At 70.0% G+C, this 24,245-nt stretch carries 26 protein-coding genes, 2 tRNA genes and 1 riboswitch; of the genes, 16 read left to right on the forward strand and 12 right to left on the reverse strand.

The features are described 5' to 3' along the window. Positions 1 to 371: 371 nt before the first annotated feature. The 4 genes from AB3M90_RS13530 to galU form a co-directional block, all read right to left on the reverse strand. Positions 372 to 444, reverse strand: a tRNA-Ala gene (locus tag AB3M90_RS13530). Between the two features lie 50 nt (positions 445 to 494). Next, entirely contained in the window at positions 495 to 1,340 is an 846-nt protein-coding gene (locus AB3M90_RS13535; RefSeq protein WP_412952740.1) for a hypothetical protein, read from the reverse strand. Positions 1,341 to 1,430: 90 nt separating this feature from the next. Next, positions 1,431 to 2,060: a GNAT family N-acetyltransferase gene (locus AB3M90_RS13540; RefSeq protein ID WP_412953367.1), complete on the reverse strand. Its 630-nt coding sequence runs from the start codon at positions 2,058 to 2,060 to the stop codon at positions 1,431 to 1,433. Positions 2,061 to 2,086: 26 nt separating this feature from the next. Continuing rightward, positions 2,087 to 2,974: a UTP--glucose-1-phosphate uridylyltransferase GalU gene (gene galU / locus AB3M90_RS13545; protein ID WP_412952743.1), complete on the reverse strand. Its 888-nt coding sequence runs from the start codon at positions 2,972 to 2,974 to the stop codon at positions 2,087 to 2,089. Between the two features lie 41 nt (positions 2,975 to 3,015). Between galU and AB3M90_RS13550 the strand changes: the two genes are divergently transcribed. From AB3M90_RS13550 to mscL, 3 genes are read left to right on the forward strand one after another with little or no spacing between them, the layout of a single operon-like run. Further along, a complete protein-coding gene (locus tag AB3M90_RS13550; RefSeq protein WP_412952745.1) occupies positions 3,016 to 3,612 on the forward strand; it encodes a 5-formyltetrahydrofolate cyclo-ligase in 597 nt (198 codons plus the stop codon). A gap of 15 nt (positions 3,613 to 3,627) precedes the next feature. Further along, on the forward strand, positions 3,628 to 3,900 hold the full coding sequence (locus AB3M90_RS13555; protein WP_412952748.1) for an FmdB family zinc ribbon protein: 273 nt from the start codon (positions 3,628 to 3,630) through the stop codon (positions 3,898 to 3,900). Positions 3,901 to 3,922: 22 nt separating this feature from the next. Continuing rightward, on the forward strand, positions 3,923 to 4,345 hold the full coding sequence (gene mscL, locus AB3M90_RS13560; RefSeq protein ID WP_412952750.1) for a large conductance mechanosensitive channel protein MscL: 423 nt from the start codon (positions 3,923 to 3,925) through the stop codon (positions 4,343 to 4,345). A gap of 60 nt (positions 4,346 to 4,405) precedes the next feature. On the opposite strand, the gene AB3M90_RS13565 is transcribed toward mscL, so the two are convergent. Together AB3M90_RS13565 and AB3M90_RS13570 are read right to left on the reverse strand one after the other, a co-directional pair. Further along, positions 4,406 to 4,609 carry a hypothetical protein gene (locus AB3M90_RS13565; protein ID WP_412952752.1) on the reverse strand — a complete coding sequence of 68 codons (204 nt, stop codon included), beginning with the start codon at positions 4,607 to 4,609 and terminating at the stop codon, positions 4,406 to 4,408. Then, positions 4,602 to 8,321: an AAA family ATPase gene (locus AB3M90_RS13570; RefSeq protein WP_412952754.1), complete on the reverse strand. Its 3,720-nt coding sequence runs from the start codon at positions 8,319 to 8,321 to the stop codon at positions 4,602 to 4,604. Before AB3M90_RS13570 ends, AB3M90_RS13565 begins: the two co-directional genes overlap by 8 nt. Before the next feature lie 178 nt (positions 8,322 to 8,499). Between AB3M90_RS13570 and AB3M90_RS13575 the strand changes: the two genes are divergently transcribed. Further along, complete coding sequence (locus AB3M90_RS13575; RefSeq protein WP_412952757.1) at positions 8,500 to 9,012, forward strand: methylated-DNA--[protein]-cysteine S-methyltransferase; 513 nt, start codon at positions 8,500 to 8,502, stop codon at positions 9,010 to 9,012. A gap of 96 nt (positions 9,013 to 9,108) precedes the next feature. Here the strand turns inward: AB3M90_RS13575 and AB3M90_RS13580 are convergent, their stop codons facing one another. Continuing rightward, positions 9,109 to 10,746, reverse strand: coding sequence for a solute symporter family protein (locus tag AB3M90_RS13580; protein ID WP_412952760.1), 1,638 nt, complete (start codon positions 10,744 to 10,746; stop codon positions 9,109 to 9,111). Continuing rightward, positions 10,743 to 11,090 (reverse strand): DUF485 domain-containing protein, encoded by a 348-nt coding sequence (locus AB3M90_RS13585; protein WP_412952763.1) that lies wholly within the window; start codon positions 11,088 to 11,090, stop codon positions 10,743 to 10,745. The genes AB3M90_RS13580 and AB3M90_RS13585 overlap by 4 nt, the downstream gene beginning before the upstream one ends. A gap of 108 nt (positions 11,091 to 11,198) precedes the next feature. On the opposite strand from AB3M90_RS13585, the gene AB3M90_RS13590 reads away from it, so the two are divergent. The 3 genes from AB3M90_RS13590 (at position 11,199) to AB3M90_RS13600 (ending at position 12,938) form a co-directional block, all read left to right on the forward strand. Further along, positions 11,199 to 12,056 (forward strand): LuxR C-terminal-related transcriptional regulator, encoded by an 858-nt coding sequence (locus tag AB3M90_RS13590; RefSeq protein ID WP_412952765.1) that lies wholly within the window; start codon positions 11,199 to 11,201, stop codon positions 12,054 to 12,056. Positions 12,057 to 12,115: 59 nt separating this feature from the next. Continuing rightward, positions 12,116 to 12,183: riboswitch (guanidine-III (ykkC-III) riboswitch) on the forward strand. Between the two features lie 12 nt (positions 12,184 to 12,195). Further along, positions 12,196 to 12,522 (forward strand): DMT family transporter, encoded by a 327-nt coding sequence (locus tag AB3M90_RS13595; RefSeq protein ID WP_412952768.1) that lies wholly within the window; start codon positions 12,196 to 12,198, stop codon positions 12,520 to 12,522. 68 nt (positions 12,523 to 12,590) lie between these two features. Next, positions 12,591 to 12,938, forward strand: coding sequence for a histone-like nucleoid-structuring protein Lsr2 (locus AB3M90_RS13600; protein ID WP_486642031.1), 348 nt, complete (start codon positions 12,591 to 12,593; stop codon positions 12,936 to 12,938). 41 nt (positions 12,939 to 12,979) lie between these two features. Here AB3M90_RS13600 and AB3M90_RS13605 read toward each other — a convergent pair whose 3' ends face one another. Then, a complete protein-coding gene (locus AB3M90_RS13605) occupies positions 12,980 to 13,573 on the reverse strand; it encodes a MarR family winged helix-turn-helix transcriptional regulator (protein WP_412952770.1) in 594 nt (197 codons plus the stop codon). 77 nt (positions 13,574 to 13,650) lie between these two features. Here AB3M90_RS13605 and idi point away from each other — a divergent pair, with 77 nt between their 5' ends. From idi to AB3M90_RS13650, 9 genes are all read left to right on the forward strand, one after another. Then, positions 13,651 to 14,172: an isopentenyl-diphosphate Delta-isomerase gene (gene idi, locus AB3M90_RS13610; RefSeq protein WP_412952772.1), complete on the forward strand. Its 522-nt coding sequence runs from the start codon at positions 13,651 to 13,653 to the stop codon at positions 14,170 to 14,172. A gap of 3 nt (positions 14,173 to 14,175) precedes the next feature. Further along, positions 14,176 to 15,258, forward strand: a complete 1,083-nt coding sequence (locus AB3M90_RS13615) for a polyprenyl synthetase family protein (protein WP_412952774.1) — start codon at positions 14,176 to 14,178, stop codon at positions 15,256 to 15,258. Continuing rightward, entirely contained in the window at positions 15,255 to 16,154 is a 900-nt protein-coding gene (locus AB3M90_RS13620; protein ID WP_412952776.1) for a phytoene/squalene synthase family protein, read from the forward strand. Before AB3M90_RS13615 ends, AB3M90_RS13620 begins: the two co-directional genes overlap by 4 nt. After that, positions 16,151 to 17,773 (forward strand): phytoene desaturase family protein, encoded by a 1,623-nt coding sequence (gene crtI, locus AB3M90_RS13625; RefSeq protein WP_412952778.1) that lies wholly within the window; start codon positions 16,151 to 16,153, stop codon positions 17,771 to 17,773. Before AB3M90_RS13620 ends, crtI begins: the two co-directional genes overlap by 4 nt. Continuing rightward, positions 17,773 to 18,120: a lycopene cyclase domain-containing protein gene (locus AB3M90_RS13630; protein ID WP_412952780.1), complete on the forward strand. Its 348-nt coding sequence runs from the start codon at positions 17,773 to 17,775 to the stop codon at positions 18,118 to 18,120. Before crtI ends, AB3M90_RS13630 begins: the two co-directional genes overlap by 1 nt. After that, positions 18,117 to 18,458 (forward strand): lycopene cyclase domain-containing protein, encoded by a 342-nt coding sequence (locus AB3M90_RS13635; RefSeq protein WP_412952782.1) that lies wholly within the window; start codon positions 18,117 to 18,119, stop codon positions 18,456 to 18,458. The genes AB3M90_RS13630 and AB3M90_RS13635 overlap by 4 nt, the downstream gene beginning before the upstream one ends. Next, complete coding sequence (locus tag AB3M90_RS13640; protein WP_412952784.1) at positions 18,455 to 19,348, forward strand: prenyltransferase; 894 nt, start codon at positions 18,455 to 18,457, stop codon at positions 19,346 to 19,348. The genes AB3M90_RS13635 and AB3M90_RS13640 overlap by 4 nt, the downstream gene beginning before the upstream one ends. 35 nt (positions 19,349 to 19,383) lie before the next feature. After that, positions 19,384 to 21,579 (forward strand): MMPL family transporter, encoded by a 2,196-nt coding sequence (locus AB3M90_RS13645; RefSeq protein ID WP_412952785.1) that lies wholly within the window; start codon positions 19,384 to 19,386, stop codon positions 21,577 to 21,579. Positions 21,580 to 21,606: 27 nt separating this feature from the next. Further along, positions 21,607 to 21,680: transfer RNA gene (locus AB3M90_RS13650), tRNA-Arg, on the forward strand. A 4-nt stretch (positions 21,681 to 21,684) separates the two neighbouring features. On the opposite strand, the gene AB3M90_RS13655 is transcribed toward AB3M90_RS13650, so the two are convergent. The 3 genes from AB3M90_RS13655 to AB3M90_RS13665 all read right to left on the reverse strand — a co-directional run bounded on the left by AB3M90_RS13655 (position 21,685) and on the right by AB3M90_RS13665 (position 24,232). Beyond that, positions 21,685 to 22,182 (reverse strand): HNH endonuclease, encoded by a 498-nt coding sequence (locus AB3M90_RS13655; protein WP_412952788.1) that lies wholly within the window; start codon positions 22,180 to 22,182, stop codon positions 21,685 to 21,687. Positions 22,183 to 22,489: 307 nt separating this feature from the next. After that, positions 22,490 to 23,224 carry a M23 family metallopeptidase gene (locus AB3M90_RS13660; RefSeq protein WP_412952790.1) on the reverse strand — a complete coding sequence of 245 codons (735 nt, stop codon included), beginning with the start codon at positions 23,222 to 23,224 and terminating at the stop codon, positions 22,490 to 22,492. Positions 23,225 to 23,530: 306 nt separating this feature from the next. Beyond that, complete coding sequence (locus AB3M90_RS13665; RefSeq protein ID WP_412952793.1) at positions 23,531 to 24,232, reverse strand: iron-dependent transcriptional repressor DtxR; 702 nt, start codon at positions 24,230 to 24,232, stop codon at positions 23,531 to 23,533. Between the last annotated feature and the right edge of the window lie 13 nt (positions 24,233 to 24,245).

The raw sequence follows: 24,245 nt of genomic DNA on the forward strand, positions 1-24,245 counted from the left end.
TGTTGAGTTCTCAAGGATCGGATGCTCCCACGACCCAGCCACCACAGCCAGGCCCGAAGGGCAACTTCTCTATCTTACTGATCTCGCTCCCGTTGTCAACTCGCCGGAACGGCGACCTGGTCGTGGAGACGAGCCAGTCCCTGCGCCGCGAACACTCGGGAGTGGACTCGGTTTCGGGAGGTGTTCGATGCTTGACGGGAGCCGGTCCGAGGACCTCCGCTCAACCGTTTGGGGCGAACAGGTAATAACTTACGCGGATCCGCGGAGAGCGGCAAATCCGGCCTGACCGCCGGGCGTGTCGCGCAGCGCGCATGCCCGCCCGCCGGGGAAACGAGGAAGCCCCCGGCATGAGCCGGGGGCTTCCTGTTCGGTGGACCTAAGGGGATTCGAACCCCTGACCTCCTCGATGCGAACGAGGCGCGCTACCAACTGCGCCATAGGCCCGTGAACGCTTCTACGCTATCACGCCGCGCGGGCCCTCCGCGTCGCGCGCGTCACCCGGTCGCGCGACGCGCGAGGAGCTCGCGAACGTGCGCTTCGATCTCGGCGTCGTCGACGAATCCCATCGTGGCGTAAGGCGAGGAGGCGGCAGGCAGCTGCGCCGGCGCGGCAGGAGCCATTCGCTCCGCTCGCTCCCTGAGCGCCGCGACCCTGGCGGCCTTCAGGCGTTCCTCCTGCGCATCGATCTCGGCGCGCGCGGTCTGGGCGCGCGATCCCGCCACCGCCACCATGGGCTCCGGCAGCGGGCGCGGCGTCCAGGTGGCGCGACCCTGGTCGTGGAGCTCCGGAGCCACGCGCGGTGCCGAGGCCGGGGCCGCCGCCGCCGGGCGTCGCGCGGAGCGCCGTGCCACCGATGCCATCCGCTGGAGGGTGAGACCGGCGCAGACGACCAGCACTCCCCCGCCCCACGCGAGCGTCTGCGTGCCGGTCGCGAGGATCTGCCACACGCCGAGTCCGGCGAGGACGACGCCCAGCACCAGCGTCGTCGTGGCGACCACGCGGACGCGGCGTCGCGCGCGCGCCTGCCTCAGCACCGGGTCGGCGCGGGTCGCCGCGAGTTCTCGCCGCAGCGCCTCGAGCTCGGCGGCCTCGCGTTCGGACTGCACCCGCTTGGCGAGCTTCTGCTGGGCGAGCGCGGTTCGCGCGTTCAGTTCGACGCGCACCTCGCCCGGGGTCTCGCTCGTCTCGGCGAGCACACGCAGCGCCTGGTTGAGGCGGACGGCGTTGCGCTCGGCGGCATTGTACTGGAATCGGCCGCGCCAGGACGGAAGCAGGTACAGCATCCACAGGAGCACGGCGACGAGGACGATCACTCCCCCGCTCAGCACCGGCCCGTCCATACCGACAACGGTACGGGCTGAGGCCCGTTGCGCCGGGTAGGCGGAGCGTGTCGCGTCGACTCCGCGGTCGATTCCGCCCGCCGATCGCTCTCAGAGCGGGATGCGGTCCGACGGCGGCACGGCAGCGGCATCCGGCGGTACCTGGCCGCTGAGCCAGCGCGCGAGCACTCCCTGCGGTACCTCTTCGCGGGTCAGGGCGAACGCGTAGTGGTCCCGCCAGTCGCCGTCGATGTGGATGTACCGGCGGCGCAGCCCCTCGTAGCGGAAGCCGAGCTTCTGCACCACGCGGAGGCTCGCCGCGTTCTCGGGCCTGATGCAGATCTCCATCCGGTGCAGCCCCTGCTCGACGAACCCCGCATCCGTCGCGAGGGCCACGGCGGTGGGGGTGATGCCCCGGCCGGCGAAGCGCTCGCTGACCCAGTAGCCGATGGTCGCCGAGCACAGCGAGCCGCGCGAGATCCCCCAGACGTTGAGCTGGCCGGCGATCTCGCCGTCGTACTCCATCACATAGGGGAATCCCGACCCGTCGCGATACTGCTGCAGGAGCCGACGGATGCTGAGGCGCATGTCGAACGAGACCGACCCGTGCGGAACGGTCGCCTCCCACGGCTGGAGCCACGATCTGTTCGCCAGGAGCTCGTGCTGCAGGGCGCGCGCATCTCTGGTGCGGACGAGCCGCAGCTCGACCGGTCCGTGCCGCATCCCCGCCGTCAGCTCCATGGCTCGCTCCGACACCCGCGGATCGCTCAGAGGCGTTCCGCGAACTCCTTCAGCCACGGACGCAGCTCCGCCCCCAGGTCGTCGCGATCCGAGGCGAGCTGCACGATGGCCTTGATGTAGTCGACGCGGTCGCCGGTGTCGTATCGCCGCCCGCCGAAGACGACGCCCACGACGCCCGGCCCCTCGGTGTCGGCAGCCATCTCCTGGAGGGCGTCGGTCAGCTGGATCTCCCCGCCCTTGCCCGGCTCGGTGCGCTGGAGGATCTCGAAGACGGATGCCGGAAGCACATAGCGGCCGATGATCGCCAGGTTCGACGGCGCGTCCTCGGGGGCGGGCTTCTCGACGAGACCGGTCACGCGCACGGCCTCGGAGTCCTCGATCGGCTCGACCGCGGCCGCGCCGTACATGTGGATGCTGGCCGGATCGACCTCCATCAGCGCCACGACGGCGGCGCCGGTGCGCTCGTGCTCGGCGATCATGTCGGTCAGCAGCGGGTCGCGCTCGTCGATGAGGTCGTCGCCGAGCAGCACGGCGAACGAGCTCTCGCCGACATGCGTCTGCGCCCGGAGCACCGCATGGCCCAGCCCCTTGGGCTCACCCTGGCGCACGAAGTGGATGTCGGCCAGGTCGCTCGACTTCACGACGCGCTCGAGACGGCCGGTGTCGCCCTTCTCCATGAGCTTCACCTCGAGCTCGGGAACCGAGTCGAAGTGGTTGGAGATGGCGTTCTTGTTGCGTCCGATGATGATGAGGATGTCGTCGATCCCGGCGTCCGCGGCCTCCTCGACCACGTACTGGATGGCGGGCTTGTCGACGACGGGGAGCATCTCCTTCGGCATCGCCTTCGTCGCGGGCAGGAATCGGGTTCCCAGTCCGGCGGCAGGAATAACGGCCTTGATCGTGTGCTCACCCATCCTCACAGCCTAGTGGGGAGGACGACCGTAGACTCGGTGCCATGTCGAGCGACGTCGAACACGCGAAGCGCGCCCTCCGCGCCGAACTCCGAGAACGCCGCCAGCTGCTCTCCGACGCGCAGCGCGAGGCCGCGGCCGCGGCCATCGGCGACCGCCTCGACGCCCTCGTCGACGCGATCGGCGCCCGCTCCATCTCGTGCTTCCTCTCCACGACGACCGAACCGGGCACCCGCGAGTTCGTCACCCGAGCGGTGCGGCGCGGCATCCGCGTGCTCCTGCCCATCACCCGCTCGGACGGGCTCCTCGACTGGGCCGTCGCCACCGACGACGACGAGATCGCCGAGGGCCTGTTCGGCCTTCCCGAGCCGACCGGTGAGGTGCTGGGCCCGATCGCCGTCAACGATGTCGACCTCATGATCATCCCCGCGGCCGCCGTCGATCGCGACGGGATGCGGATGGGCTGGGGCCGAGGCTACTTCGACAAGACCATCGGGTCGATGGAGAAGTGCCCGCCCGTCTACGCCGTCATCTATGATTCCGAGATACTCGACTCCCTGCCGCGCGAGGTGCACGACCAGCCGGTCGACGGCATCGTGACCCCGACGCAGACCCTCGATCTGTCGCGCACGCGACGCTGACCCGCAAGGACCGCCATGCCCACCTACGCCTATGCCTGCACGTCGTGCGGCCACCAGTTCGACGCCGTGCAGAGCTTCTCCGACGACGCGCTGTCCGAGTGCCCCGAATGCGGCGGGATGCTGCGCAAGCAGTACGGCTCGATCGGCGTGACCTTCAACGGCTCCGGCTTCTACCGCACGGACTCGCGAGCGAAATCGGGGGGATCGGCGGATGCTTCGGCATCATCGAAGAAGGAGTCGACGACAAGCCCCCAGCCGGCGGCCGCGTCGTCATCCGCCTCGACCTGAGGTCTCTTCAGTGGGAGTTCCCGTGCTCAAAGGATTCAAGGACTTCATCCTCCGCGGCAACGTGATCGACCTCGCGGTCGCCGTCGTGATCGGCTCGGCGTTCACCGCCATCGTCAACACGGTGGTCTCGAGCATCATCACGCCCCTCGTGTCGCTGTTCTTCGAAGCGGACTCGACCGGGGAGTTCGGGTGGACGGTCACCAACATCTACGGCAATGAGGTCACCTTCCCCCTCGGCGACCTCATCTCGGCGATCATCAGCTTCCTCGCCGTCGCGGTCGTGGTCTACTTCGTCTTCGTCCTCCCGATGAACACGTTCAAGGCGCACGTCGAGGCTCGCAAGGGCACCCGCGCCGAGGAGCCCGCCGACGAGCCGGCCGCCGCCACCGAGGCGGAGCTGCTGGTGGAGATCCGCGACCTCCTCGCGAGGAACGCGCGCGGCTGACGCCGACCCTCGCCGACGCGCGTCCGGTCGTGCGGCGAGACGCCCGTCATGCGGTGGACGTCAGTAGTGCGGCGGGACGTCGTCGACCAGGCGGTCGTCGTTCGGCCCCGCCGTTCCCCGCGGCCGAGCAGGCGGAGCGTCCGCGGAGTGCGCGGGCTCGGGGGTCGGATCGCTTCCGGGCACCGGCGTCAGCCGGGCGCGGCGCGCGCCCGGCACCCTCACCACGCGCTGGCGCGGCGACGCGGCATCCGCCTCGTCAGTCATTCCCGCTGTCGATGACGTCGATCGGCTGGGTGTCGTTGTCGGCCCGCGGAGCCGATTCCGAGATGCCGAGCACCCCGGCGATGCGGCCGGCGGCCGTGGCCGGGTCGCTGTAGAGGTCGAAGGCGTGCACGCGCACGTAGTGCCAGCCGAGGCGGCGGAGCACCTGGGGTCGCAGACGCAGGGTCTCTCGCAGCGACTCCCCGCGGGACTCGGGGTCCGACTCGATCACCACCGCCTTGCCGGCGTGCTGGGCGACCAGCGGGAGAAGCCCGCGGTAGTCGACGTCGACCGAGGCGCCGAGCCGCCGCAGCTCACGGGCGAGAGCGAGGGTGAGCGGATCGGCGAGGTCTTCGAGGCGCGCGTCCCTGCTGCGCGCGGCGAGACCACCGAGGATCGACATGAGGGTGGCGGCGCCGTGCTCGAGACGCCCGTCGTCGAAGGAGGAGGGGCGGATGGAGGAGACGAGGACCATCGATCGACGAGCGCGCGTCATGCCCACGGTGAGCAGCCGCTCGCCGTCGGGCGTCGACAGGTCGCCGAAGTCGCTCAGCACCCGGCCGTGCTTGGTCAGGCCGAACCCGAGCGAGAAGATCACCCGATCCCGGCTCTCGGCGACCGACTCCTCGAGGGTCAGCACAGCGAACGGCTCCGCGGTGTCGCGCCCGACGAAGTCGGCGACGTCGGAGCGGCCGGCGAAGGCGGACGTGACCGCCGCCCGCACCCGCTCCGCGTGCCGCGCACTCGCGGTGACCACCATCAGCGATTCGGACGGACGGTGGATCGCGTGCTCGACGACGAGCGTCACCACCCGAGCCACCTCGGCGTCGGGACTCTCCACCGCGCCCGACACCGGATCGGGGGTGCCGGTGCCGCCCTCGACGTAGTCGACGGTGAGGCTCCCCCGGCCCAGGTACGAACCCGCCCACGGCAGCGACACGATCTCGCCGCCGTAGAAGGCGTCGTTGATGAGCTCAGCGAGATCCTCGCCGCCGGCGCGGTAACTGCGGGTCAGGGTCATGACCGGCAGCAGTTCGGAGAGGCGCTCGAAGACCGAGACGTCATCGAACGGCACCTCCGCCTCCCACGCCTGCGGCGGATCGATCGCGATGTGGAACGGCGACGGGCGCTGGGTGATCGGATCGCCGAATGCGACGACCTGGCGCGCGCGACGGATCGCCGGTGCGGCCTCGGCGAGGTTGATCGCCGCCGCGTCGACCAGCAGGACGGTGTCGAACTCAACGGAGTCGGGGATCTCCGGAACGAGGTACGGCGACGAGATCCAGACGGGCGCGAGCACGTCGACCAGCGTCGGCGCCGCACTGACGATCTCGGCCGTCGAGGACGACGGCTGGGTGAGCGCCCGGCGGAGGTGCTGGGACTGCTGCGGCTCGTCGACGATGGCGATCCGCCACTGATTGGCCAGCTGCCACGCCAGCAGGGGCCCGGCCATCGCCGCATGCGCCTCGTCGACGAGGCGGAAGTCGCGTTCGAGCCGGTCGACGACGGCCGTGTTCGCTCCCAGCAGCGCACGGTTCTCCTGCAGGGCGCGTTCCAGCAGCGACTGCCACCAGGCGAACTCGAGCTCGTCGCCCACTCGCGACTCCGACACGTGCCGGACCGACAGCTCGGCGAGGAGGGGTCCGAGACCGAGAAGCGCGAGTCGGTCGCGCAGCTGCGCGCGCTCGACGAGGTTCTCGAAGACGTCGGACTTCGCGGCGAGACCCGCGAGGGTGCGCACCAGCCGCGCCACGGGCAACGAGGCGAGCGGTTCGCGGCGGCCGAGAGCGGCGTCGAGCTCGGCCAGCTCGGCCTCGACCCGCTGCCATGCCGCGGAGACGTCGGCGAGGCCGAGCGGGATCTCGGGCGCGATGCCGGCCTCGACGCAGCGCTGCCACTCGGTGCGCTGCGCCTGGATGCGCAGCAGCGCCTCGTGCATCTCGGTCACGTGCACGCCCGGGCGCACGTACTCCTTCGCCAGGCGGCGCAGCCGTCGACGGTTCGCTCCCGAGAGGGCCGGGGCGTCGCGGCGTGAACCGTGCGCCTGGATGAGCTCGCCGAGGGGGCGCTCGAACACGGTCGGGCTGAAGCGGTCGAGAGTGTCGCGGATGCCCTGCAGCAGGCGCAGGTACTCGCCGAGCTCGTCGAGGGTGGCGAAGGGGCGCATGTGCGTCTGCGCGATCAGCTCGTATCCCCGCTCCAGCAGTGCCGGAACGCTCTGCGCGTGCAACCGGCCCGCGAGCTCGTGGGCGGCGCGTGCCGCCTCGGTGCTCGAGAAGGTGACGCCGTACCACGGGGAGTCGTTCGGCCCGAAGCGGAACTCTCCCAGGCGGGCGGCCTGCGCGAGCGACTCGGCGGCGTCGGTCCGGTCGGCGGCGAGTCGCCGCAGCGCATCGGCGCCGAGTCGGGCGGTGGTCGACGGAGGCACCGGGAGCGAGGCGAGCCGGGTGAGGTGGCGGGTCGCATCGAGGACCGAGGCGTCGGTGCCGGCGATCGGCGCCGTGAGCGCCTCACGATAGTCGCGCAGCACCGTCCGCAGGCGCACGAGGGCGTCATCGACCTCGCTGACCTTGGGAGCGGTGGCCTTCTCGTTGCGCCCGATCGCCCGCACGAGGTCGCGGCGCACGCTCGCCGGAGAGATGGCCAGGCCGTCGAGTCCGATGCCGGCGAGACGGTGGCGCACGCCGTCGAGGGTCGAGCGGCGCGCGGAGACGACCAGCACGCGCTTGCCGGACCGCACCAGCTCTCCCAGAGCGTTGATGACCGTCTGCGTGCCACCGGTTCCCGGCAGGGTCGCCACGGTCAGGGAGTGCCCGGCGGCGATGCGGGCGAGCACGGCCTCCTGCTCGGCGTCGGCGTCGAGGAGCAGATTGTCGGATGCCGGGGCGCGGTCGTCCGGGGAGGTCTGATGGGGCACGGCGCGAGGCGCCGACACCCGCTCGCGGTCGTCGACGTGTCCGGCGAGCGCGTTGAGGACGACGTGATCGAGGCTGCCGCCGTCGCGCGACATCGCACCGGCGACATCGGCGAACGTCGAGACCACGAGACGGGGCTCGACCGAGAACGTGTCGATGGAGCGGGTCGTCGCCCGAAGACTGTCGATCACCGGTTGCGGTTTGAAGATGCCGCCGTCGTAGGCCAGGGCGGCCAGCGCCGACGCGTCGAGCGAGAGGGCGAAGTGCTCGCGCATGATGCGGACCAGTTCGGGGTTGACCTCGAACGCGCCCTGCAGCTTGAGCTCGAAGTCGGAGTGATGCCGCCGGATGGCGAGCGGGCGCAGCAGGACCGGCGCGGCGAAGTCGGCGCCCCCGATGCGCCAGCGCGCGACGCCCACGGCGAGATGCACCGCCTCGATGCCCCGGACGGTGCGCAATTCGGTGTTCTTGGCCGTGATCCGCTCGGCGGCCAGGCGCGCGGTGCGCAGTCCGACCTCATCGCGGAAGAGGTTGGACAGCAGTGTCGACTTGCCCGTGATGAACTGCGGGAGGCTGCCGGGATGCGCCTTGGAGATGTCGATCCCCGACTCCGACGCGTCGTGGAAGCTGATCAGGGGCGAGGGGCCGCCGAGGTCGGCGGCCTCGGCGCGCAGCCGGGTGCGCTCGGCCTCCGAGGCGTGGGCGACGTCGACGCCGGTGGCGGTCTCACCGAGGTCGCCGCCGAGGGTCACGGCGTCGACCACCGCGTCGTCCGCAGACCTCTCTTCACGTCGCCACACACTGACACATTAGGCGCGCGCGAGCGGGTGACCGGGTATCCCGGGCGAGTTTCACCGGAATTCCGCCTTCGCGGAGACCGTTCCGACTACTCCTCCCCCGACGCCGGCGGCGAGCGATCATCCCCCGTGAGCGGAGTCAGGGGGCCGCCGAGCCGTCGCGCGCCGACAGTATGGGCACATGACCTTCCGCTACGACTTCGCACCGACGCCCTTCGGCGACGCACTCGCGGTGTTCTCCGATGAGGGCATCGTGCGGTTCGACCTCTCCGAATCCGAAGACCCGTCCGTGCCCTGGCTCCTCGAGGGAGCCGCACGGCAGCTGCACGCCGTGCCCGAGCCCGATCCCGGCGCGGCCGACGAGCTCGTCGCCCTTCTGTCGGCCTACTTCGAGGGCGAGCCGATCCGCTTCGACGACCACCTGAGGCTGGACTGGCGGCTGGTCGACGGCTTCACGCGCGTCGCGCTGCAGACGATCTGCACCATCGAGTGGGGGCAGACGATGAGCTACGGCGAGGTCGCAGTGGTCGCCGGGCACCCCGGCGCCGCACGCGCGGTCGGGACCGCCTGCCGTCTGACGCCCTTCTCGATCATCGTGCCGGTCCACCGCGTCGTGCGCTCCGACGGGTCGGTCGGCCAATACGGCGCCCATCCCGAGCGCAAGAGATTCCTGCTCGATCTCGAGTCCCGCTGATCGGCTGGACCCGACGAAGACGACGTGGACCCGGCGAGTAGGCCGCCGGGTCCACGTGCTGCGCCGGGCGGGGTCCGGCATCCTGACGGCGATCCGTCAGTGATCGACGGCCTTCTCGGCGCCGAAGCCGGTGAGCGAGCGCACCTCCATCTCGGCCGCGAGCTGCGGGTCCTCCTTGCGCCGACTGGTGATCGTGCCCAGCCACCCGAGCAGGAAGCCGAGGGGGATGGAGACGATACCCGGATTGTTCATCGGCCAGACGGCGATGTCGATCCCCGGGATCATCGACGTCGGCGTTCCGGAGAAGACCGGCGAGAGCACGATGAGGATGATCGCCGAGCCGAGACCGCCGTACATGCTCCACACCGCGCCGCGCGTGGTGAACCGCCGCCAGAACAGCGAGTAGAGGATCGTGGGCAGGTTCGCCGACGCCGCGACGGCGAACGCGAGCGCGACCAGGAAGGCGATGTTCTGCCCCTGCGCGCCGATCCCGCCGACGATGGCGAGGATGCCGATGACGATGACCGTGCGGCGAGCCACCCGCACCTCGGCGTTCGGGTCGGCCTCGACGGGCCGGCCGGCCGAATCCTTGCGCCCCTTCTGGATCACGTTCGCGTAGATGTCGTGGGCGAACGAGGCCGCCGCCGTGATGGTCAGCCCCGCGACGACCGCGAGGATCGTCGCGAACGCCACGGCGGAGATGAACCCGAGCAGGACCGGGCCGCCGAGCTGCAGGGCGAGCAGCGGCGCGGCGGAGTTGACGCCGCCCGGTGCCGCGGCGATCACGTCGGCGCCGACCAGCGCTCCGGCACCGTACCCGAGCACGAGGGTCAGCAGGTAGAACCCGCCGATCAGCCAGATCGCCCAGACGACCGATCGCCGTGCCTCCTTCGCCGTCGGCACCGTGTAGAACCGCATCAGGACGTGCGGGAGCCCCGCGGTGCCGAGCACGAGCGCCATGCCGAGCGACAGGAAGTCCCACGGATTCGCGCCGTACTGGAGCCCCGGCGCGAGGATCGCTTCGCCCTTGTCGGAGTTGGCCACCGCCGCCTCGAGCAGGGCGTCGAGGCTGAAGCCGTTGATCGCCAGCACCCATACGGTCATCGCCAGCGCCCCGCCGATCAGCAGGAACGCCTTCACGATCTGCACCCAGGTCGTGCCCTTCATGCCGCCGATCAGCACATACACGATCATCAGCACCCCGACGACGGCGATCACGATCGACTGCCCGAGCCTGCCGTCGATGCCCAGCAGGAGCGACACGAGTCCTCCGGCGCCGGCCATCTGCGCCAGCAGGTAGAAGAAGCACACGGCGAGGGTCGTGATCGCGGCCGCCATGCGCACCGGCCGCTGCTGCAGCCGGAACGACAGCACGTCGGCCATGGTGAACTTGCCGGTGTTGCGCATCAGCTCGGCCACCAGGAGCAGTGCCACGAGCCAGGCGACGAGGAACCCGATGGAGTAGAGGAAGCCGTCGTATCCGTTGATGGCGATGGCGCCGCAGATTCCGAGGAAGGATGCCGCCGAGAGATAGTCGCCGGCGATCGCGAATCCGTTCTGCGGCCCTGTGAAGGAGCGTCCGGCGGCGTAATAGTCCGCTGCCGTCTTGTTGTTCCGACTCGCTCGGATGACGATGAAGAGCGTCACCGCGACGAATGCCAGGAATATCGAGATATTGAGAATCGGGTTGCTCTCGATGACGACGGGCTCGGTCGCCGTGCGAACGATGTTCATGCGTCGCCCTCCGCCCTCTCGAGTTCCTGCCGGATCTCGGTCGCGAGGGGATCGATCTTCCTGTTCGCGAACGCGACGTATGCCATGGTGATGGCGAATGTCGTGACGAACTGCCCGAGACCGAGCAGCAATCCCACCGTGATGTCTCCCCACACGCGCTGCGCCATGAAATCCACCGCGAAGGCGGCGAGCAGCACATAGGCGAAGTACCAGATGAGGAAGAACGCGGCGAGCGGGAAGATGAAGGATCTCTGCGTGCGCCTCAGTGTGCGGAATCTCTCGGATTCCTCGACGGCGACGTAGTCGATCGCGCCGCGCGATCCTGCTGATGTGTGGTCGCTCATGGGGCCTCCTTGCCACATGTCCGGTGCCCGCACGGCCCGACCGCGCGAGTGATAGGGTCGACGCTACGAAACGGGGAACGGTGCCGTCACCCCCGAAAGTAGGTAGTCGTGAGCTCACCGGTCGCCATCGAGTCCGAAGACGAACTCGTCGCCCATGCGGTGCGCGAGCTCGCCAGGCGCACGCGCTTCCCCGTCGCCTTCGGCGGCCTGATCGAAGAGGGCGTCGTCAGCGTGACGAGCATCGTCGGCAATCGCACCCGAGCCCTCGAGGGGCTCCGCGTGCGACCCGAGCGCGGTCTCGGCGGCCGCGCCATGATGGAGCTCCGCCCACGGATGACGAGCGACTACGGCTCCTCTCAGCAGATCACGCACGACTACGACGTCTTCGTCCTCGGTGAGGGACTGCGGACGCTCCTCGCACTGCCGATCGTCGTTCAGGGCCGACCGCGCGGTGTGCTCTACGCGGGCGCCTGGGACGAGGAGCAGGTCGGCGGGGTCACGACCGCTCCGGCCATGCAGGTGGTGCAGTCCGTGGCCGATGAGCTGCGCATCCGCGACGAGGTGCAGCGTCGGCTGCGCTCCGTTCCCTCCGATGCCGGCGGTGTCGCGGGGCCTCATCGCGAGGAGTTGCGGGAGAGCTTCGCGGAGCTGCGCAGCATCGCCGCCGCGGTCGACGACGCCGAGCTCCGCTCGCGGATCGCGCAGGTGGAGCGGCGCCTCCTCTCGCTCGCCGGTGACGCGGAGCCGGTCGCGACGGGGCCCGTGCCGACCGTGCACCTGTCGCGGCGCGAGACCGACGTGCTCGCCTGCGCCGCCCTCGGATCGACCAATGCGGAGATCGCCGCGCAGCTCGGTCTGCGCGAGGGCACCGTCAAGGCGTATCTCGGCACCGCGATGTCGAAGCTCGACGCGTCGACGCGCCACTCGGCCGTGACCCGCGCTCGGCGCGCCGGCCTGCTGCCCTGACGGCCGCGTCGAGAGAACCGGTTGCACAGAGGGTGCTCAGGCCGTTGCACTAGCATCGGACGTGGTCGGTGGTCTCCGACCCCGGACGAGGCAGACCAGTACCCGGTGAGCGACAAGACTGGTCCGAAAGGACCCGATCATGTCGTGGATCGTACTCATTATCTCCGGAATCCTCGAGGCCGTCTGGGCCACGGCGCTCGGAAAGTCGGAAGGCCTCACCAGGCTGTGGCCGTCGGTCGTCTTCTTCGTCGGCCTCGCCCTCTCGATGTTCGGTCTTGCATTCGCCATGAGGGATATCGCGACCGGCACCGCTTATGCCGTCTGGGTCGGGATCGGCGCCTCGCTGACCGTCATCTGGGCCATGGTCACCGGCGACTCCGAGGTGTCGTGGCTTCGCATTCTTCTGCTCATGGGCCTGGTCGGCTGCATTGTCGGATTGAAGCTCGTCGACGACGGACACGCATAGACACGTTTCGCGTGGCGCTTGTCGCCTTTCGGTCGCGGCGGTATGGTCGATTCATGGCGAGAAGAATTGTGCATCAGCTGGTCGACGATATCGACGGCAGCATCCTGGAAGTCGGCGAAGGCGAGACCGTGCATTTCTCGCTTAACGGAACCTCGTACGAGATCGACCTGAATTCGGCACATGTCGATGAATTGCGTCAGGCGTTCGAACCGTACATCTCCGCCGGACGCCGTGCCGGCTCGTCCGGATCCGCGCGCACCTCGGGCTCCGCGCGCTCGGGCGCGCCGCGCAAGCGGCCCGCACGCAACCCCGAGGTGGCGGCGATCCGCGCGTGGGCGAACGAGAACGGCTACACGCTCTCGGAGCGCGGCCGCATCCCCGCCCCCATCGTCGAGGCCTACAACGCGGCCCACTGATCCGCCGCTCTTCCGACCTGAGGCGTCCCGCGAGGGGCGCCTCAGCCGTGCGTGGGGTGGGTCTGCGTCGACCAGGGCTCGTCGCGCAGCGTGATCTCCTCGGTCATGTCCGCGAGGAAGCGGATGACGACGTCGCGCTCCTGCCGCGTGAGTCGTGCCGCGGCGTAGAACCGCTTCGCCTGTTGCCGGCCGACGGTCTCCATGGCGGCGTGTCGCGTCTGCGGCGTGATCGTGATGGCGAGCGCCCGTCGATCGGTCGGGTGGGGTGCCCGGACGATGTGGCCGCCGCTCTCGAGCCGGTCGAGCAGCTTGGTCGTCGCCGCCGTCGAGATGCCGAGGTGGTGGGCGATGCCGCTCGGTGTGGCGACCAGTCCGCGGTTCGCGCACACGATCAGATAGTGCAGCGCGCGCATGTCGGTCTCGTTCAGGCGCATGTAGCGGCGCGACGCCTGGGAAAGCCGCTGCTCGGCGTCGCGCAGTCCGGCGAGGGCCTCCATGACCTCGGCGATGTGCGGCAGGTCTTCGGCCGGAACCCCCGTGCGATCGATCAGCGTGCTGCGCGGGTCACTCGCCTCGACATCATAGATGGCGGCATGACTCAAGCCGTCCGGGGTGGTGCGAGACTCCGAGTCCATGCGATCATGTTACACACGAAGAGTTTCATGCTAATTTGATTACTTACCAAGTTAGCTAAAGCGGAGGAGGGCGTGACATGGACGACGTGACGCTCCTCGCCGATGACGGCACGGCCATCGGCACCCTCGCCAAGAGCGAGGTCCACACCCGCGACACCCCGCTGCACCTCGCCTTCTCCTGCTACGTGCGCGACGAGCACGGCCGACTCCTCCTCACGCGGCGAGCGCTGACCAAGCGCACCTGGCCGGGAGTGTGGACCAACAGCTTCTGCGGTCACCCCCGCCCCGGAGAGGACATGACCGATGCAGTGCGCCGTCACGGGCGCCACGAGCTCGGCATCGGCCTCTCCGGCATCCGCCTCGTGCTCCCCGACTTCCGCTATCGCGCGATCGACGCGAGCGGGATCGTCGAGAACGAGATCTGCCCGGTGCACGTCGCCCGCGTCGACGGCGAGCTGTCGGCGGATCCCGACGAGGTGGCGGAATGGGCGTGGATCGAGCCCGACGATCTCCTCGGCGCCGTGGCGCGCGCGCCGTTCGCCTTCAGCCCGTGGATGCGCGACCAGCTGCCGCAGCTGCGCCTGCTCGGGGAGGTCTGAACCGTGACGACCACGGCGACGGAGGAAGACCTCGGCACGCGCATCGAGCAGGCGCTGCGACAGCGCTTCTCGGAGCGGAGCGCTGCGGCCGAGCACTACGGCACCGAGTTCGTCGCCCTCTGGCACGCCGCCGCGGAGCATGCGCTCGGCGGCAAGCTGATCCGTCCGCGGCTGCTCATCGAGCTCCTGCGCGCACTGACGCCGTCGGGGCTCACGGCCGCACAGGTGCAACGGGCCGTCGATGTGGCGGTGAACGTCGAGCTGCTGCACTTCGCGTTCCTGCTGCACGACGACGTCATCGACGGCGATCTGATCCGCCGTCGACGGCCGAACCTGATCGGTTCCCTCGTCGAGCGGCGCGGGACCGATGCTGCCGAGCCGGCGCTGCACTGGGCGCGGTCGAGCGCCATCCTCATGGGCGATCTCCTGCTCGCCTCCGCCGTTCTGGGATTCGCTCGTGCCGACGTCACCGACGACGGCCGGACGCGACTGCTGGCCCTGCTCGAGCAGACCATCTTCGAGACGGTGGCCGGGGAGCACAGCGACATCGGGCTGAGCGACGGCATCATCGCGCCCGACCTGCGCACGATCCTGTCGACGAGCTCCTACAAGACGGCCACCTACTCCTTCGTGCTTCCGCTGCGCGCCGCCGCGGTCCTCGCCGGCTCCTCCCCCGCCGCCGAGGACCAGCTCACCGCGATCGGCCGGCATCTCGGGCTCGCCTATCAGCTGCAGGACGATCTGCTGTCAGTGTTCGGCGACGCGGGGTCGCACGGCAAGGACGCCTACTCCGACCTCCGCGAAGGCAAGGAGACCGCGATCATCGCCTATGCGCGCATGACCGGGCACTGGCCGGGAATCGAGCTGCGGTTCGGGGCGACCGACCTCAGCGACGCGGATGCGCGCGAGATGAGCGACCTGTTGCGCGAGTGCGGCGCGGAGCGCTTCGTGCGCGGTCTCGTCCAGGAGCAGCTCGGTGCGGTGTCGACGGTCCTGGCCGAAGCCGAGTCTGCGGGCACCCTGTCCGCCGCGGCCGGACGCACCATCCTCGCCCTGACCTCGCGCATCGAAGGTCGGACCGTATGACCGGCAGTCGCCCCGACGACGGCGCCCTGCGCCGGTTCGACCGCACGGCCGAGCTCGCGACGACCGACGTCATCCGCGCGTACTCGACCTCGTTCGGCCTCGCCACCCGCCTGCTCGGAGCGCGGCACCGCCAGCACGTGCGCAACATCTACGCGATGGTGCGCATCGCCGACGAGATCGTCGACGGCGTGGCCGCCGAGGCGGGCCTCGACGCGCATGCGCAGTCCGATGCGCTCGCATCGTACATCGCCGAGACGCACCGCTCGATGCGCACCGGCTACAGCAGCGATCTCATCCTGCACGCCTTCGCCCGAACCGCGCGCGAGTGCGGGATCGGCGAAGACCTGACGCAGCCCTTCTTCGACTCGATGACCGCCGACATCGCCGCCGACGCCGGCTTCGCGGCCTACGACGCCGACGCCCACGCCGACTACGTCTACGGGTCGGCGGAGGTCGTCGGTCTCATGTGCCTGCGGGTCTTCCTGCGCGCGGCCGACCGGACGCCGGCGGAACGAGAGGTGCTCGTGCGCGGAGCTCGCCAGCTCGGCGCCGCCTTCCAGAACGTGAACTTCCTGCGCGACCTCGCCGATGACACCGACCGGCTGCACCGCGGCTACCTGGGAGGAACCGAACGGCTCACCGACGCCGACCGTGATGCGTGGGTGGCGACCGTGCACCGACAGCTCGACGAGGCCCGCCGGTCGATCCCGCTGCTCCCCAAGGACGCACGCGCGGCGGTGCGCAGTGCCCTCGCGCTGTTCGCCGCGCTCACGAAGCGCGTCGCCCGCACCCCGGTCGAGACGCTCTACCGCCGACGCGTGCGCGTGCCGGATCCGGTCAAGGCGGCCCTCGCCGCTCGAGCCCTCGTCGTGACCGCTCTGGAGCGCGACCGATGAGCCGTGTCGTGGTGATCGGAGCGGGCGTGGCGGGCCTCGCCGTCGCGGGGCTGCTCGCGCGAGACGGCCATGAGGTCGTCGTCCTGGAGAAGAACGACCGCATCGGCGGGCGCGCGGGGACGCTTCAGCGCGACGGGTTCCGCTTCGATTCGGGACCGTCGTGGTATCTGATGCCCGAGGTCTTCGACCACTTCTTCGCCATGATGGGCACCACGACCCGCGATCAGCTCGACCTGACACGCCTCGATCCCGGATACCGGGTGTTCCGCGAGCCCCGGTCGGCGGATGCCGCAGCCGAGAGCGTGACGGTCCCGGCCGGACGGCGGGCGGTCGCGGCGCTCTTCGAGCAGCTCGAGCCGGGGTCGAGCGATGCCCTGAGCGCCTATCTCGACTCGGCGCGCGAGGCGAGCACGATGGCGGAGCGGTACTTCCTCTACAACCCGTTCACGCGCCTGCGCACGCTCGCCGCCCCGGAGGTGCTCCGCGCTCTCCCCCGCCTCTTCTCGCTGCTGGGAACACGACTGCAGTCGTTCGCCGCGCGACGGTTCCGGCATCCGGTGATCCGGCAGATCCTCGGCTACCCCGCGGTCTTCCTCGGCACCGACCCGCGCACGGCCCCGGCGATGTACCACCTGATGAGCGCTCTCGACCTCGATCAGGGTGTGAGTTATCCGCAGGGCGGGTTCTGGCGAGTCGTCGAGCGCATCGGCGATCTCGCGGTGGCGTCCGGAGCCCGGATCGTCCTCGGAGCGGAGGCCACCGGCATCCGCACCGATATCGGGCCCGACGGTGTGCGGGCAACGGGCGTCCGCTGGATCGACGCCGCAGGCGCCGAGCACGTCGAGAATGCCGACATCGTCGTCTCCGGTGCCGACCTGCATCACACCGAGACCGCTCTTCTGCCTCGCGCGCTGCAGTCGTACCCGGCGTCGTGGTGGGAGCGCCGTACGAGCGGACCCGGCGGCGTGCTCGTGATGCTGGGCATCCGCAGTGGTCTGCCCGAGCTTCCCCATCACTCGCTGTTCTTCACCGACGACTGGGATGCGAACTTCGACGCGATCTTCGGTCCCTCCCCCTCGGTCCCGTCTCCGGCGTCGATCTACGTCTGCCGCCCCAGCGCGACCGATGCCGACGTCGCCCCCGCCGGCCACGAGAACCTGTTCGTGCTCATCCCCGTCCCCGCCGACGTCGCGCTCGGCCACGGCGGCCCCGATCGCAGCGGGTCGCCGCAGGTGGAGGAGACGGCCGACGCCGCCATCGACATGATCGCGCGCTGGGCCGGCATCGCCGACCTGCGCGATCGCATCGTCGTACGCGAGACCGTCGGCCCCGCCGACTTCCACGCGGATTACCACTCCTGGCGCGGGGGGATGCTGGGGCCGGCTCACATCCTGTCGCAGAGCGCGATGTTCCGCGCCCAGAACGCCTCGCGCCGGGTGCGCGGACTGTATTACGCGGGCGGCACCACCGCTCCCGGTGTCGGCGTGCCGATGTGCCTGATCAGTGCGGAGATCGTCGTGAAGCGGGTCCGCGGCGACCACACGGCCGGGCCGTTGCCCGAGCCCGCCGACCGCACGATCCACGAGACGGCCGATCGTTCGGACAGGACGTCGGCCTGATGGGCGCCGTGTACCTGGGCGCCCTGATGATCGCCCTCGGGTGCATGCTGCTCCTGGACCGGCGCTTCCGGCTCTTCTTCTGGCGTGATGCGTGGGCGGCGACCGTCGTGACGATCGTCGGCGTGGCGTTCTTCCTCGTGTGGGATGTGGCGGGAATCGCCGGAGGCATCTTCCTCCGGGGCGAGGGCGCGATCGCCACCGGCGTCGTGCTCGCTCCGGAACTGCCGCTCGAGGAGCCGGTCTTCCTCCTCTTCCTGGTGGTGTGCACGATGGTGATCTACACCGGCGCCGCGCGGCTGGTCTCGCACCGACGCTCGCGGCGCGCCGCGCGAGGAGGCCGACGATGACCTACCTGGTCCTCGCCGGGTGCTTCCTGGCCGTCGCCGTGATCGCGGGTGCCGCGCTGTCGATCGTCGCCCGTCGCCGGGGTCCGCGCCCGGTGGCCGTCGTCGTGACGATCCTGGCGCTGTTCGTGCTGACGGCGGTGTTCGACACCGTGATGATCGCGACGGGACTCTTCCACTACGCCCCGGAGCACCTGCTCGGAGTGCACATCGGGCTCGCGCCCGTCGAGGACTTCGCCTATCCGCTCGCCGGAGCCCTGCTGCTCCCCGCGCTGTGGGCGGCCCTGCGCCTGCGGCGGCGGGCGGCCGGTCGCGACGATGACGCCGGGGGCAGGCCATGACGGCATCCGCGTCGGGCCGCGGCACCCTCGGCCGCGACGCGGCGCAGATCGTCCTGTCGTCCCGGCCCGTCAGCTGGATCAACACCGCGTTCCCGTTCGCGGCGGCCTACCTGCTGAGCACCCGCGAGATCGATGCGACGCTCGTGATCGGCGCGCTCTACTTCCTCATCCCCTACAACCTGGCGATGTACGGGATCAACGACGTGTTCGACTACGCCTCCGATCTGGCGAACCCGCGCAAGGGCGGCATCGAGGGCGCCCTGCTGGCGCCGCGGGTCCACCGGGCGACGCTCTGGGCGGCCGCCGCGACGAACGTCCCCTTCCTGGTGTACCTCGTGATCGTCGGCGACCCCGCGTCATGGCTGTGGCTCGCCGTGAGCGTCTTCGCGGTGATCGCCTACTCCGCGCCCGTACTGCGCTTCAAGGAGCGCCCGTTCCTCGACTCGGTCACGTCGAGCACGCACTTCGTCTCCCCGGCCGTCGTCGGACTGGCCCTCGCGAACGCCGACGTCTCGCCGGGGGTCGTGGTCACCCTCGTCGCCTTCTTCCTGTGGGGCATGGCGGCGCACGCGTTCGGCGCGGTGCAGGACATCGGTCCCGACCGCGAGGCCGGGATCTCGTCCATCGCGACCGTCATCGGCGCCAGGGCGACCGTACGGCTCGCGCTCGCCCTGTGGACCGTGGCCGGGGCAGCCATGCTCATCACGCCGTGGCCGGGTCCGCTGGCGGCGATCCTCGCCGTTCCGTACCTCGTCAACGCCGCGCCGTTCGCGAACGTGAGCGATGGGACCGCCGCCACCACGAACCGCGCTTGGCGACGATTCATGGCTCTGAACTACGTTGCCGGGTTCCTCGCCACGATGATCCTCATCGTCGCGTGGGTCTCGTGAACCGGTCGAACGCTCCTCCGCCCGAAAGGATCTCGATGTCCCTTCCCGATCCCGCGCCCGCTGCGCCGACTCCGCCGACCCGCGAGCGTCGACGACGGCACTCCTGGGGGCGCGTGCTGATCCCGGTCGCGCTGATCCTCGTGTGGCTGGCCGGCGCGTCGTTCGGCGGTCCGCTGTTCGGCAAGGTCGACGAGGTGTCGTCAAACGACCAGACCACCTACCTGCCCGAATCCGCGGACGCGACCCGGGTGCAGCAGCTGTTGGGCGATTTCAGCGACAGCGAGGCGATCCCGGCGATCGTCGTCTTCACCTCCGAGACCGAGCTGGACAAGGCTGAGACCACCGCCATCTCGGATGCCGTCGCCGACACGCCGTCGCTCGAAGGGATCGGCGACGACGTGTCGCCCGCGCTGCCGTCGGAAGACGGACGAGCCGTCCAGGCCTTCATCCCCATCGAGAGCGATGCCGAGCTCGCCGACACCGTCACGGCGCTCAGGGCCGATCTGCGGGCAGCGGTCCCCGATGGCGTGACGGTGCACATCACGGGGCCGGCCGGTTTCAGCGCCGATCTCGTCGCCGGCTTCGCGGGCATCGACGGACTGCTGCTCGGCGTCGCGCTGCTGGCCGTGCTCATCATCCTCGTGCTGGTGTACCGGTCGTTCCTGCTGCCGCTGGTGGTGCTGTCCACGAGCCTCTTCGCGCTGTGCGTCGCCCTGCTGGTCGTCTGGTGGCTGGCGAAGTTCGAGATCCTGCTGCTCAGCGGTCAGACGCAGGGCATCCTGTTCATCCTGGTCATCGGCGCCGCGACCGACTACGCGCTCCTGCTCGTCGCCCGCTTCCGCGAAGAGCTGCGCGTGGCGCAGGACAAGGGCGCGGCGGTGCTCGCGGCGTGGAAGGGCTCGTTCGAGCCGATCGTGGCCTCTGGCGGCACGGTCATCGCGGGCCTGCTGTGCCTGCTGCTCAGCGACCTGAAGTCGAACAGCACACTCGGTCCGGTCGCGGCCATCGGCATCGCGTTCGCGATGCTGGCGGCTCTCACGCTGCTTCCGGCACTGCTGCTGCTGTTCGGGAGAGCGGTCTTCTGGCCGCGACGCCCGAGATTCGAGCCCGAGACCGTCGAGGCCGAGCACGGCATGCGCACGACCGGACTGTGGGCGCGTCTCGCCGGCCTGATCACCCGACGTCCGCGCGTGATCTGGATCGTCACCACGCTCGTCCTGCTCTGCGGCGCGGCCGGGGTCACCCAGCTGAACGCGGTCGGGGTCGCGCAGTCCGACCTGGTGCTCGGCGTGTCCGACGCCCGTGACGGACAGGCGGCGCTGGGCGAGCACTTCCCCGGCGGATCGGGAAGCCCCGCGTACGTCGTGGTCGATGAGGACCGCCTGCAGGACGCCGCCGACGTGCTGCTCGCGAACGACGGCGTCGACGGCGTCACGGTGACCGCCGCCGACTCTCCCACCGGCACGGCGATCGTCACAGCCGACGGGATCACGGCCGTGGGCCCGCCCGGCACACCGGCACCCGATCCGACGACGGTCGACGGCCGGGTTCTGCTGCAGGCGACCCTGACCGACGCCGCCGACTCGGATGCCGCGGCGTCGACGGTGCGCGAACTGCGCGCAGAGCTCCGGAGCGTGGATGCCCTCGTCGGCGGGGTCACGGCGACCGCGATCGACACCGACGACGCCTCCCTCCATGACCGCACGCTCATCATCCCGGTGATCCTCGCGGTGATCCTGGTCATCCTGATGCTGCTGCTGCGTTCGATCCTGGCGCCGGTCCTGCTGATCCTCACCACCGTGTTGTCGTTCGCGACGGCGATGGGGGTGTCCGCCGTCGTCTTCAACGGCGTCTTCGCGTTCCCCGGAGCCGACCCCGCCGTGCCGCTGTTCGGCTTCGTCTTCCTGGTGGCGCTGGGCATCGACTACAACATCTTCCTGATGACGCGGGTCCGCGAGGAGTCGCAGGCGCACGGCACTCGCGAGGGCGTGCTCCGCGGCCTCTCGATCACGGGCGGGGTGATCACGTCGGCCGGCCTCGTGCTCGCGGCGACCTTCGCGGCGCTGTCGGTCATCCCCATCCTGTTCCTCGTTCAGCTCGCCTTCATCGTCGCGTTCGGCGTGCTGCTCGACACCTTCGTGGTGCGCTCGCTGCTGGTTCCGGCACTCGCCTACGACATCGGCAGAGCCATCTGGTGGCCATCGAAGCTGTGGCGGCGCGGCGAGGACTGACGCGACCGTCGCCTAGACTGGTCGGGCGCCCTCGTAGCTCAGCAGGATAGAGCAGCCCTCTCCTAAAGGGCAGGTCGCAGGTTCGAATCCTGTCGAGGGCACCGTTCACGCCGCCAGTGCGAGGTACGGCTCCCACCGGGGATCGCTGCGCTCGGTCCCGCGCACCGTCCATGCGGTCCCGTGCGGAGGGCGCGGGGTGAAGCGCAGCTGCCACCGCATCTCCTGAGGCGTGCGGTCGCTCTTGATGTTGTTGCACCGCAGGCAGCAGGCCACCAGGTTCTCCCACGAGTCGGCCCCGCCCCGCGAACGCGGCAGCACATGATCGATGGTGGAGGCGGCTTTCCCGCAGTATCCGCATCGGTGGTTGTCGCGTCGCAGCACGCCGCGCCGGGTGACCGGGACGCGTCTGCTCGAGGGCACGCGCACGTAGCGGGAGAGGATGATCACGGCCGGGCGATCGTAGACGCCGTGGCTCCCCCAGACGGGGTCGTCCTCCACGCGTTCGATCACGGTGGCCTTGTCGTTCATGACGAGCACGAGCGCTCGTTTGAACGACACGATCGCGAGCGGCTCGTAGCCGGCGTTCAGAACCAGTGTGCGCATCCGTCATCCTCTCGATCCGCCGGGACGGCTTCCCGGCACTCTCGACTCACCTGAGGTCGGACGGGCGGCAGAGCCTCGCAGGAATGAGAAAAGGCGCTGTCTAGAGACAGCGCCTTTCGCACACGGCAGAGCCGTGGCATCCCCGCGCGGTATGCAGAAGGACGTGACGATCGAGGGCATCCATGGTTCGGACGCTCGATATTCGCTCCATCAGCCTCTCCCGCCGGTACGACAACGGGATCAGGCTAACCCATCCCGCTGCATGCCGGGCGAAACGGGGGGTGAACGACGGAGGGCGTGTCCGGGATCAGCCGGCGTTCGCTCCGAGCCAGGCATAGGGCTCGACGAGTCCGCCGTTGATCCACACCTCGAAGTGCAGGTGGTTGGCGGTCGACCGACCCGTGCTGCCGACGTAGCCGATGAGCTGGCCCGCCGCCACCGTCTGACCGGCGGCGACCTGACGCGAGCCGTAGATCATGTGGCCGTAGGTCGTCTGCACCCGAGCCCCGCCCACGACGCTGTCGATCATCACGCACACACCGTAGCCGCCGATGCTGTCGGCCGATGCGCGGACGACCCCGGCGGCCGCGGCGTAGATGGGGGTGCCGGCCGGAGCGAGCATGTCGACGCCGTTGTGACCGCCGCCGATGCTGCGTCCCTGGTTGTACGAGCCACCGGGAAGCGGGTAGCGCACCTCGCCCGACCCGGGGGCGACGAGTGCGTAACCGGCGGTGTTGAAGCGGCCGGCGGACGCCGTCGCGGCGGCCGCGGCCCGGGCTGCTGCTGCCGCCTCGGCCTTCTTCTTCTCGATCTCCTCCGGCGTGGTCGCCGTGAAGGTGCCTCGGCTGAGCGGAGCGGCGGTCGCCTGGGAGGCGACGACGAGCGACTGCGCGTCGACCGCGGCGAGCTGCTGGATCGTGGCGGAGGCCTCGGCCGGCTTCGACGCCGCGTAGGCGGGGAGGGCGACGGCGGCGACCAGAGCACCGACGGCCCCGAAGATGACGACGGACCGGAGAGGCTTGACGGCCTTTCGAGCACTCACCCGAGCGCCGGTGCGGCGGGCGGGTACTCGGTCTTCAGATGTCTTCGCGGGCGGTTCGATGTCTGCGGCCAAAACTGGTCCTCCTGGCCCTCCGCGCTTTCGGGTAGCGCTGGCTCGTCGGCACTCTGCTTTCGGGCACGAATGTAGCTCGGGGTACTTTGTGCGTTCCTGCCGTGAAGACGACGAGCCTGGAAGGCGATCTTCGCGGGTCACCGTCAGCGGGCTTCTTCGCTGACGACCTGACCGAGGTTACCGGAAGATAACGATCATGTCACCCTGAGAACCTGACAATCCCCGGAGAGGCGATCAGGCCGGCTCGCCCACCAGGAAGATGTGCGACGCGAGCTCGACCGGAAGCTCGAGTCCGTCTTCCCTGCCCTCCATCTGGATGAGGACGTAGCCCTCGTTGAACCGGAAGTCTCCGCGCGCGCCCGGCATGACCCCCGCCTCGCGCAGCTGCTCGAGGAGCTCGGGGTCGACCTGGGCGGGCTCGGCGAGACGCCGGACGGTTCCGTCGATGGGCTCGCCGGCGGCGTTGAGCTTCTGCACGAGTCCGATGACGCCCTCGTCGAAGGTGCGCGCGGGCAGGTCGCCGAGCTGGTCGAGGCCCGGGATGGGGTTGCCGTACGGCGACTCGGTGGGGTGCCCCAGCAGCTCGACGAGACGGCGCTCCACCTGCTCGCTCATCACGTGCTCCCAGCGGCAGGCCTCCTCATGGACGAACGCCCAGTCCAGCCCGATCACATCGGAGAGGAGGCGCTCGGCGAGGCGGTGCTTGCGCATCACGTCGACGGCCTTGCGGCGACCGGCATCGGTCAGCTCGAGCGTGCGGTCTTCCGAGACGACGACCAGACCGTCGCGCTCCATGCGACCCACGGTCTGCGAGACCGTCGGCCCGGAGTGGCCGAGGCGCTCGGAGATGCGCGCGCGCAGCGGCACGATGTTCTCCTCCTCGAGCTCGAGGATGGTGCGGAGATACATCTCCGTGGTGTCGATCAGATCGGTCATGTGCAGGCCTTCC

Origin of the sequence: Microbacterium martis, from assembly GCF_047246685.1 — a bacterium.
GTDB lineage: Bacteria > Actinomycetota > Actinomycetes > Actinomycetales > Microbacteriaceae > Microbacterium.

Bases quoted from the DNA above. Each gene is read 5' to 3' on its own strand.
- AB3M90_RS13595 (WP_412952768.1), top strand. From the start codon at position 12,196: ATGTCGTGGATCGTACTCATTATCTCCGGAATCCTCGAGGCCGTCTGG.
- galU (WP_412952743.1), bottom strand. From the start codon at position 2,974: ATGGGTGAGCACACGATCAAGGCCGTTATTCCTGCCGCCGGACTGGGA.
- AB3M90_RS13535 (WP_412952740.1), bottom strand. From the start codon at position 1,340: ATGGACGGGCCGGTGCTGAGCGGGGGAGTGATCGTCCTCGTCGCCGTG.
- AB3M90_RS13620 (WP_412952776.1), top strand. From the start codon at position 15,255: ATGACCGGCAGTCGCCCCGACGACGGCGCCCTGCGCCGGTTCGACCGC.
- AB3M90_RS13565 (WP_412952752.1), bottom strand. From the start codon at position 4,609: ATGACTGACGAGGCGGATGCCGCGTCGCCGCGCCAGCGCGTGGTGAGG.
- AB3M90_RS13640 (WP_412952784.1), top strand. From the start codon at position 18,455: ATGACGGCATCCGCGTCGGGCCGCGGCACCCTCGGCCGCGACGCGGCG.
- AB3M90_RS13635 (WP_412952782.1), top strand. From the start codon at position 18,117: ATGACCTACCTGGTCCTCGCCGGGTGCTTCCTGGCCGTCGCCGTGATC.
- AB3M90_RS13580 (WP_412952760.1), bottom strand. From the start codon at position 10,746: ATGAACATCGTTCGCACGGCGACCGAGCCCGTCGTCATCGAGAGCAAC.
- AB3M90_RS13585 (WP_412952763.1), bottom strand. From the start codon at position 11,090: ATGAGCGACCACACATCAGCAGGATCGCGCGGCGCGATCGACTACGTC.
- AB3M90_RS13665 (WP_412952793.1), bottom strand. From the start codon at position 24,232: ATGACCGATCTGATCGACACCACGGAGATGTATCTCCGCACCATCCTC.
- AB3M90_RS13575 (WP_412952757.1), top strand. From the start codon at position 8,500: ATGACCTTCCGCTACGACTTCGCACCGACGCCCTTCGGCGACGCACTC.
- AB3M90_RS13540 (WP_412953367.1), bottom strand. From the start codon at position 2,060: ATGGAGCTGACGGCGGGGATGCGGCACGGACCGGTCGAGCTGCGGCTC.
- AB3M90_RS13550 (WP_412952745.1), top strand. From the start codon at position 3,016: ATGTCGAGCGACGTCGAACACGCGAAGCGCGCCCTCCGCGCCGAACTC.
- idi (WP_412952772.1), top strand. From the start codon at position 13,651: ATGGACGACGTGACGCTCCTCGCCGATGACGGCACGGCCATCGGCACC.
- AB3M90_RS13605 (WP_412952770.1), bottom strand. From the start codon at position 13,573: ATGGACTCGGAGTCTCGCACCACCCCGGACGGCTTGAGTCATGCCGCC.
- AB3M90_RS13555 (WP_412952748.1), top strand. From the start codon at position 3,628: ATGCCCACCTACGCCTATGCCTGCACGTCGTGCGGCCACCAGTTCGAC.
- AB3M90_RS13655 (WP_412952788.1), bottom strand. From the start codon at position 22,182: ATGCGCACACTGGTTCTGAACGCCGGCTACGAGCCGCTCGCGATCGTG.
- crtI (WP_412952778.1), top strand. From the start codon at position 16,151: ATGAGCCGTGTCGTGGTGATCGGAGCGGGCGTGGCGGGCCTCGCCGTC.
- AB3M90_RS13645 (WP_412952785.1), top strand. From the start codon at position 19,384: ATGTCCCTTCCCGATCCCGCGCCCGCTGCGCCGACTCCGCCGACCCGC.
- AB3M90_RS13630 (WP_412952780.1), top strand. From the start codon at position 17,773: ATGGGCGCCGTGTACCTGGGCGCCCTGATGATCGCCCTCGGGTGCATG.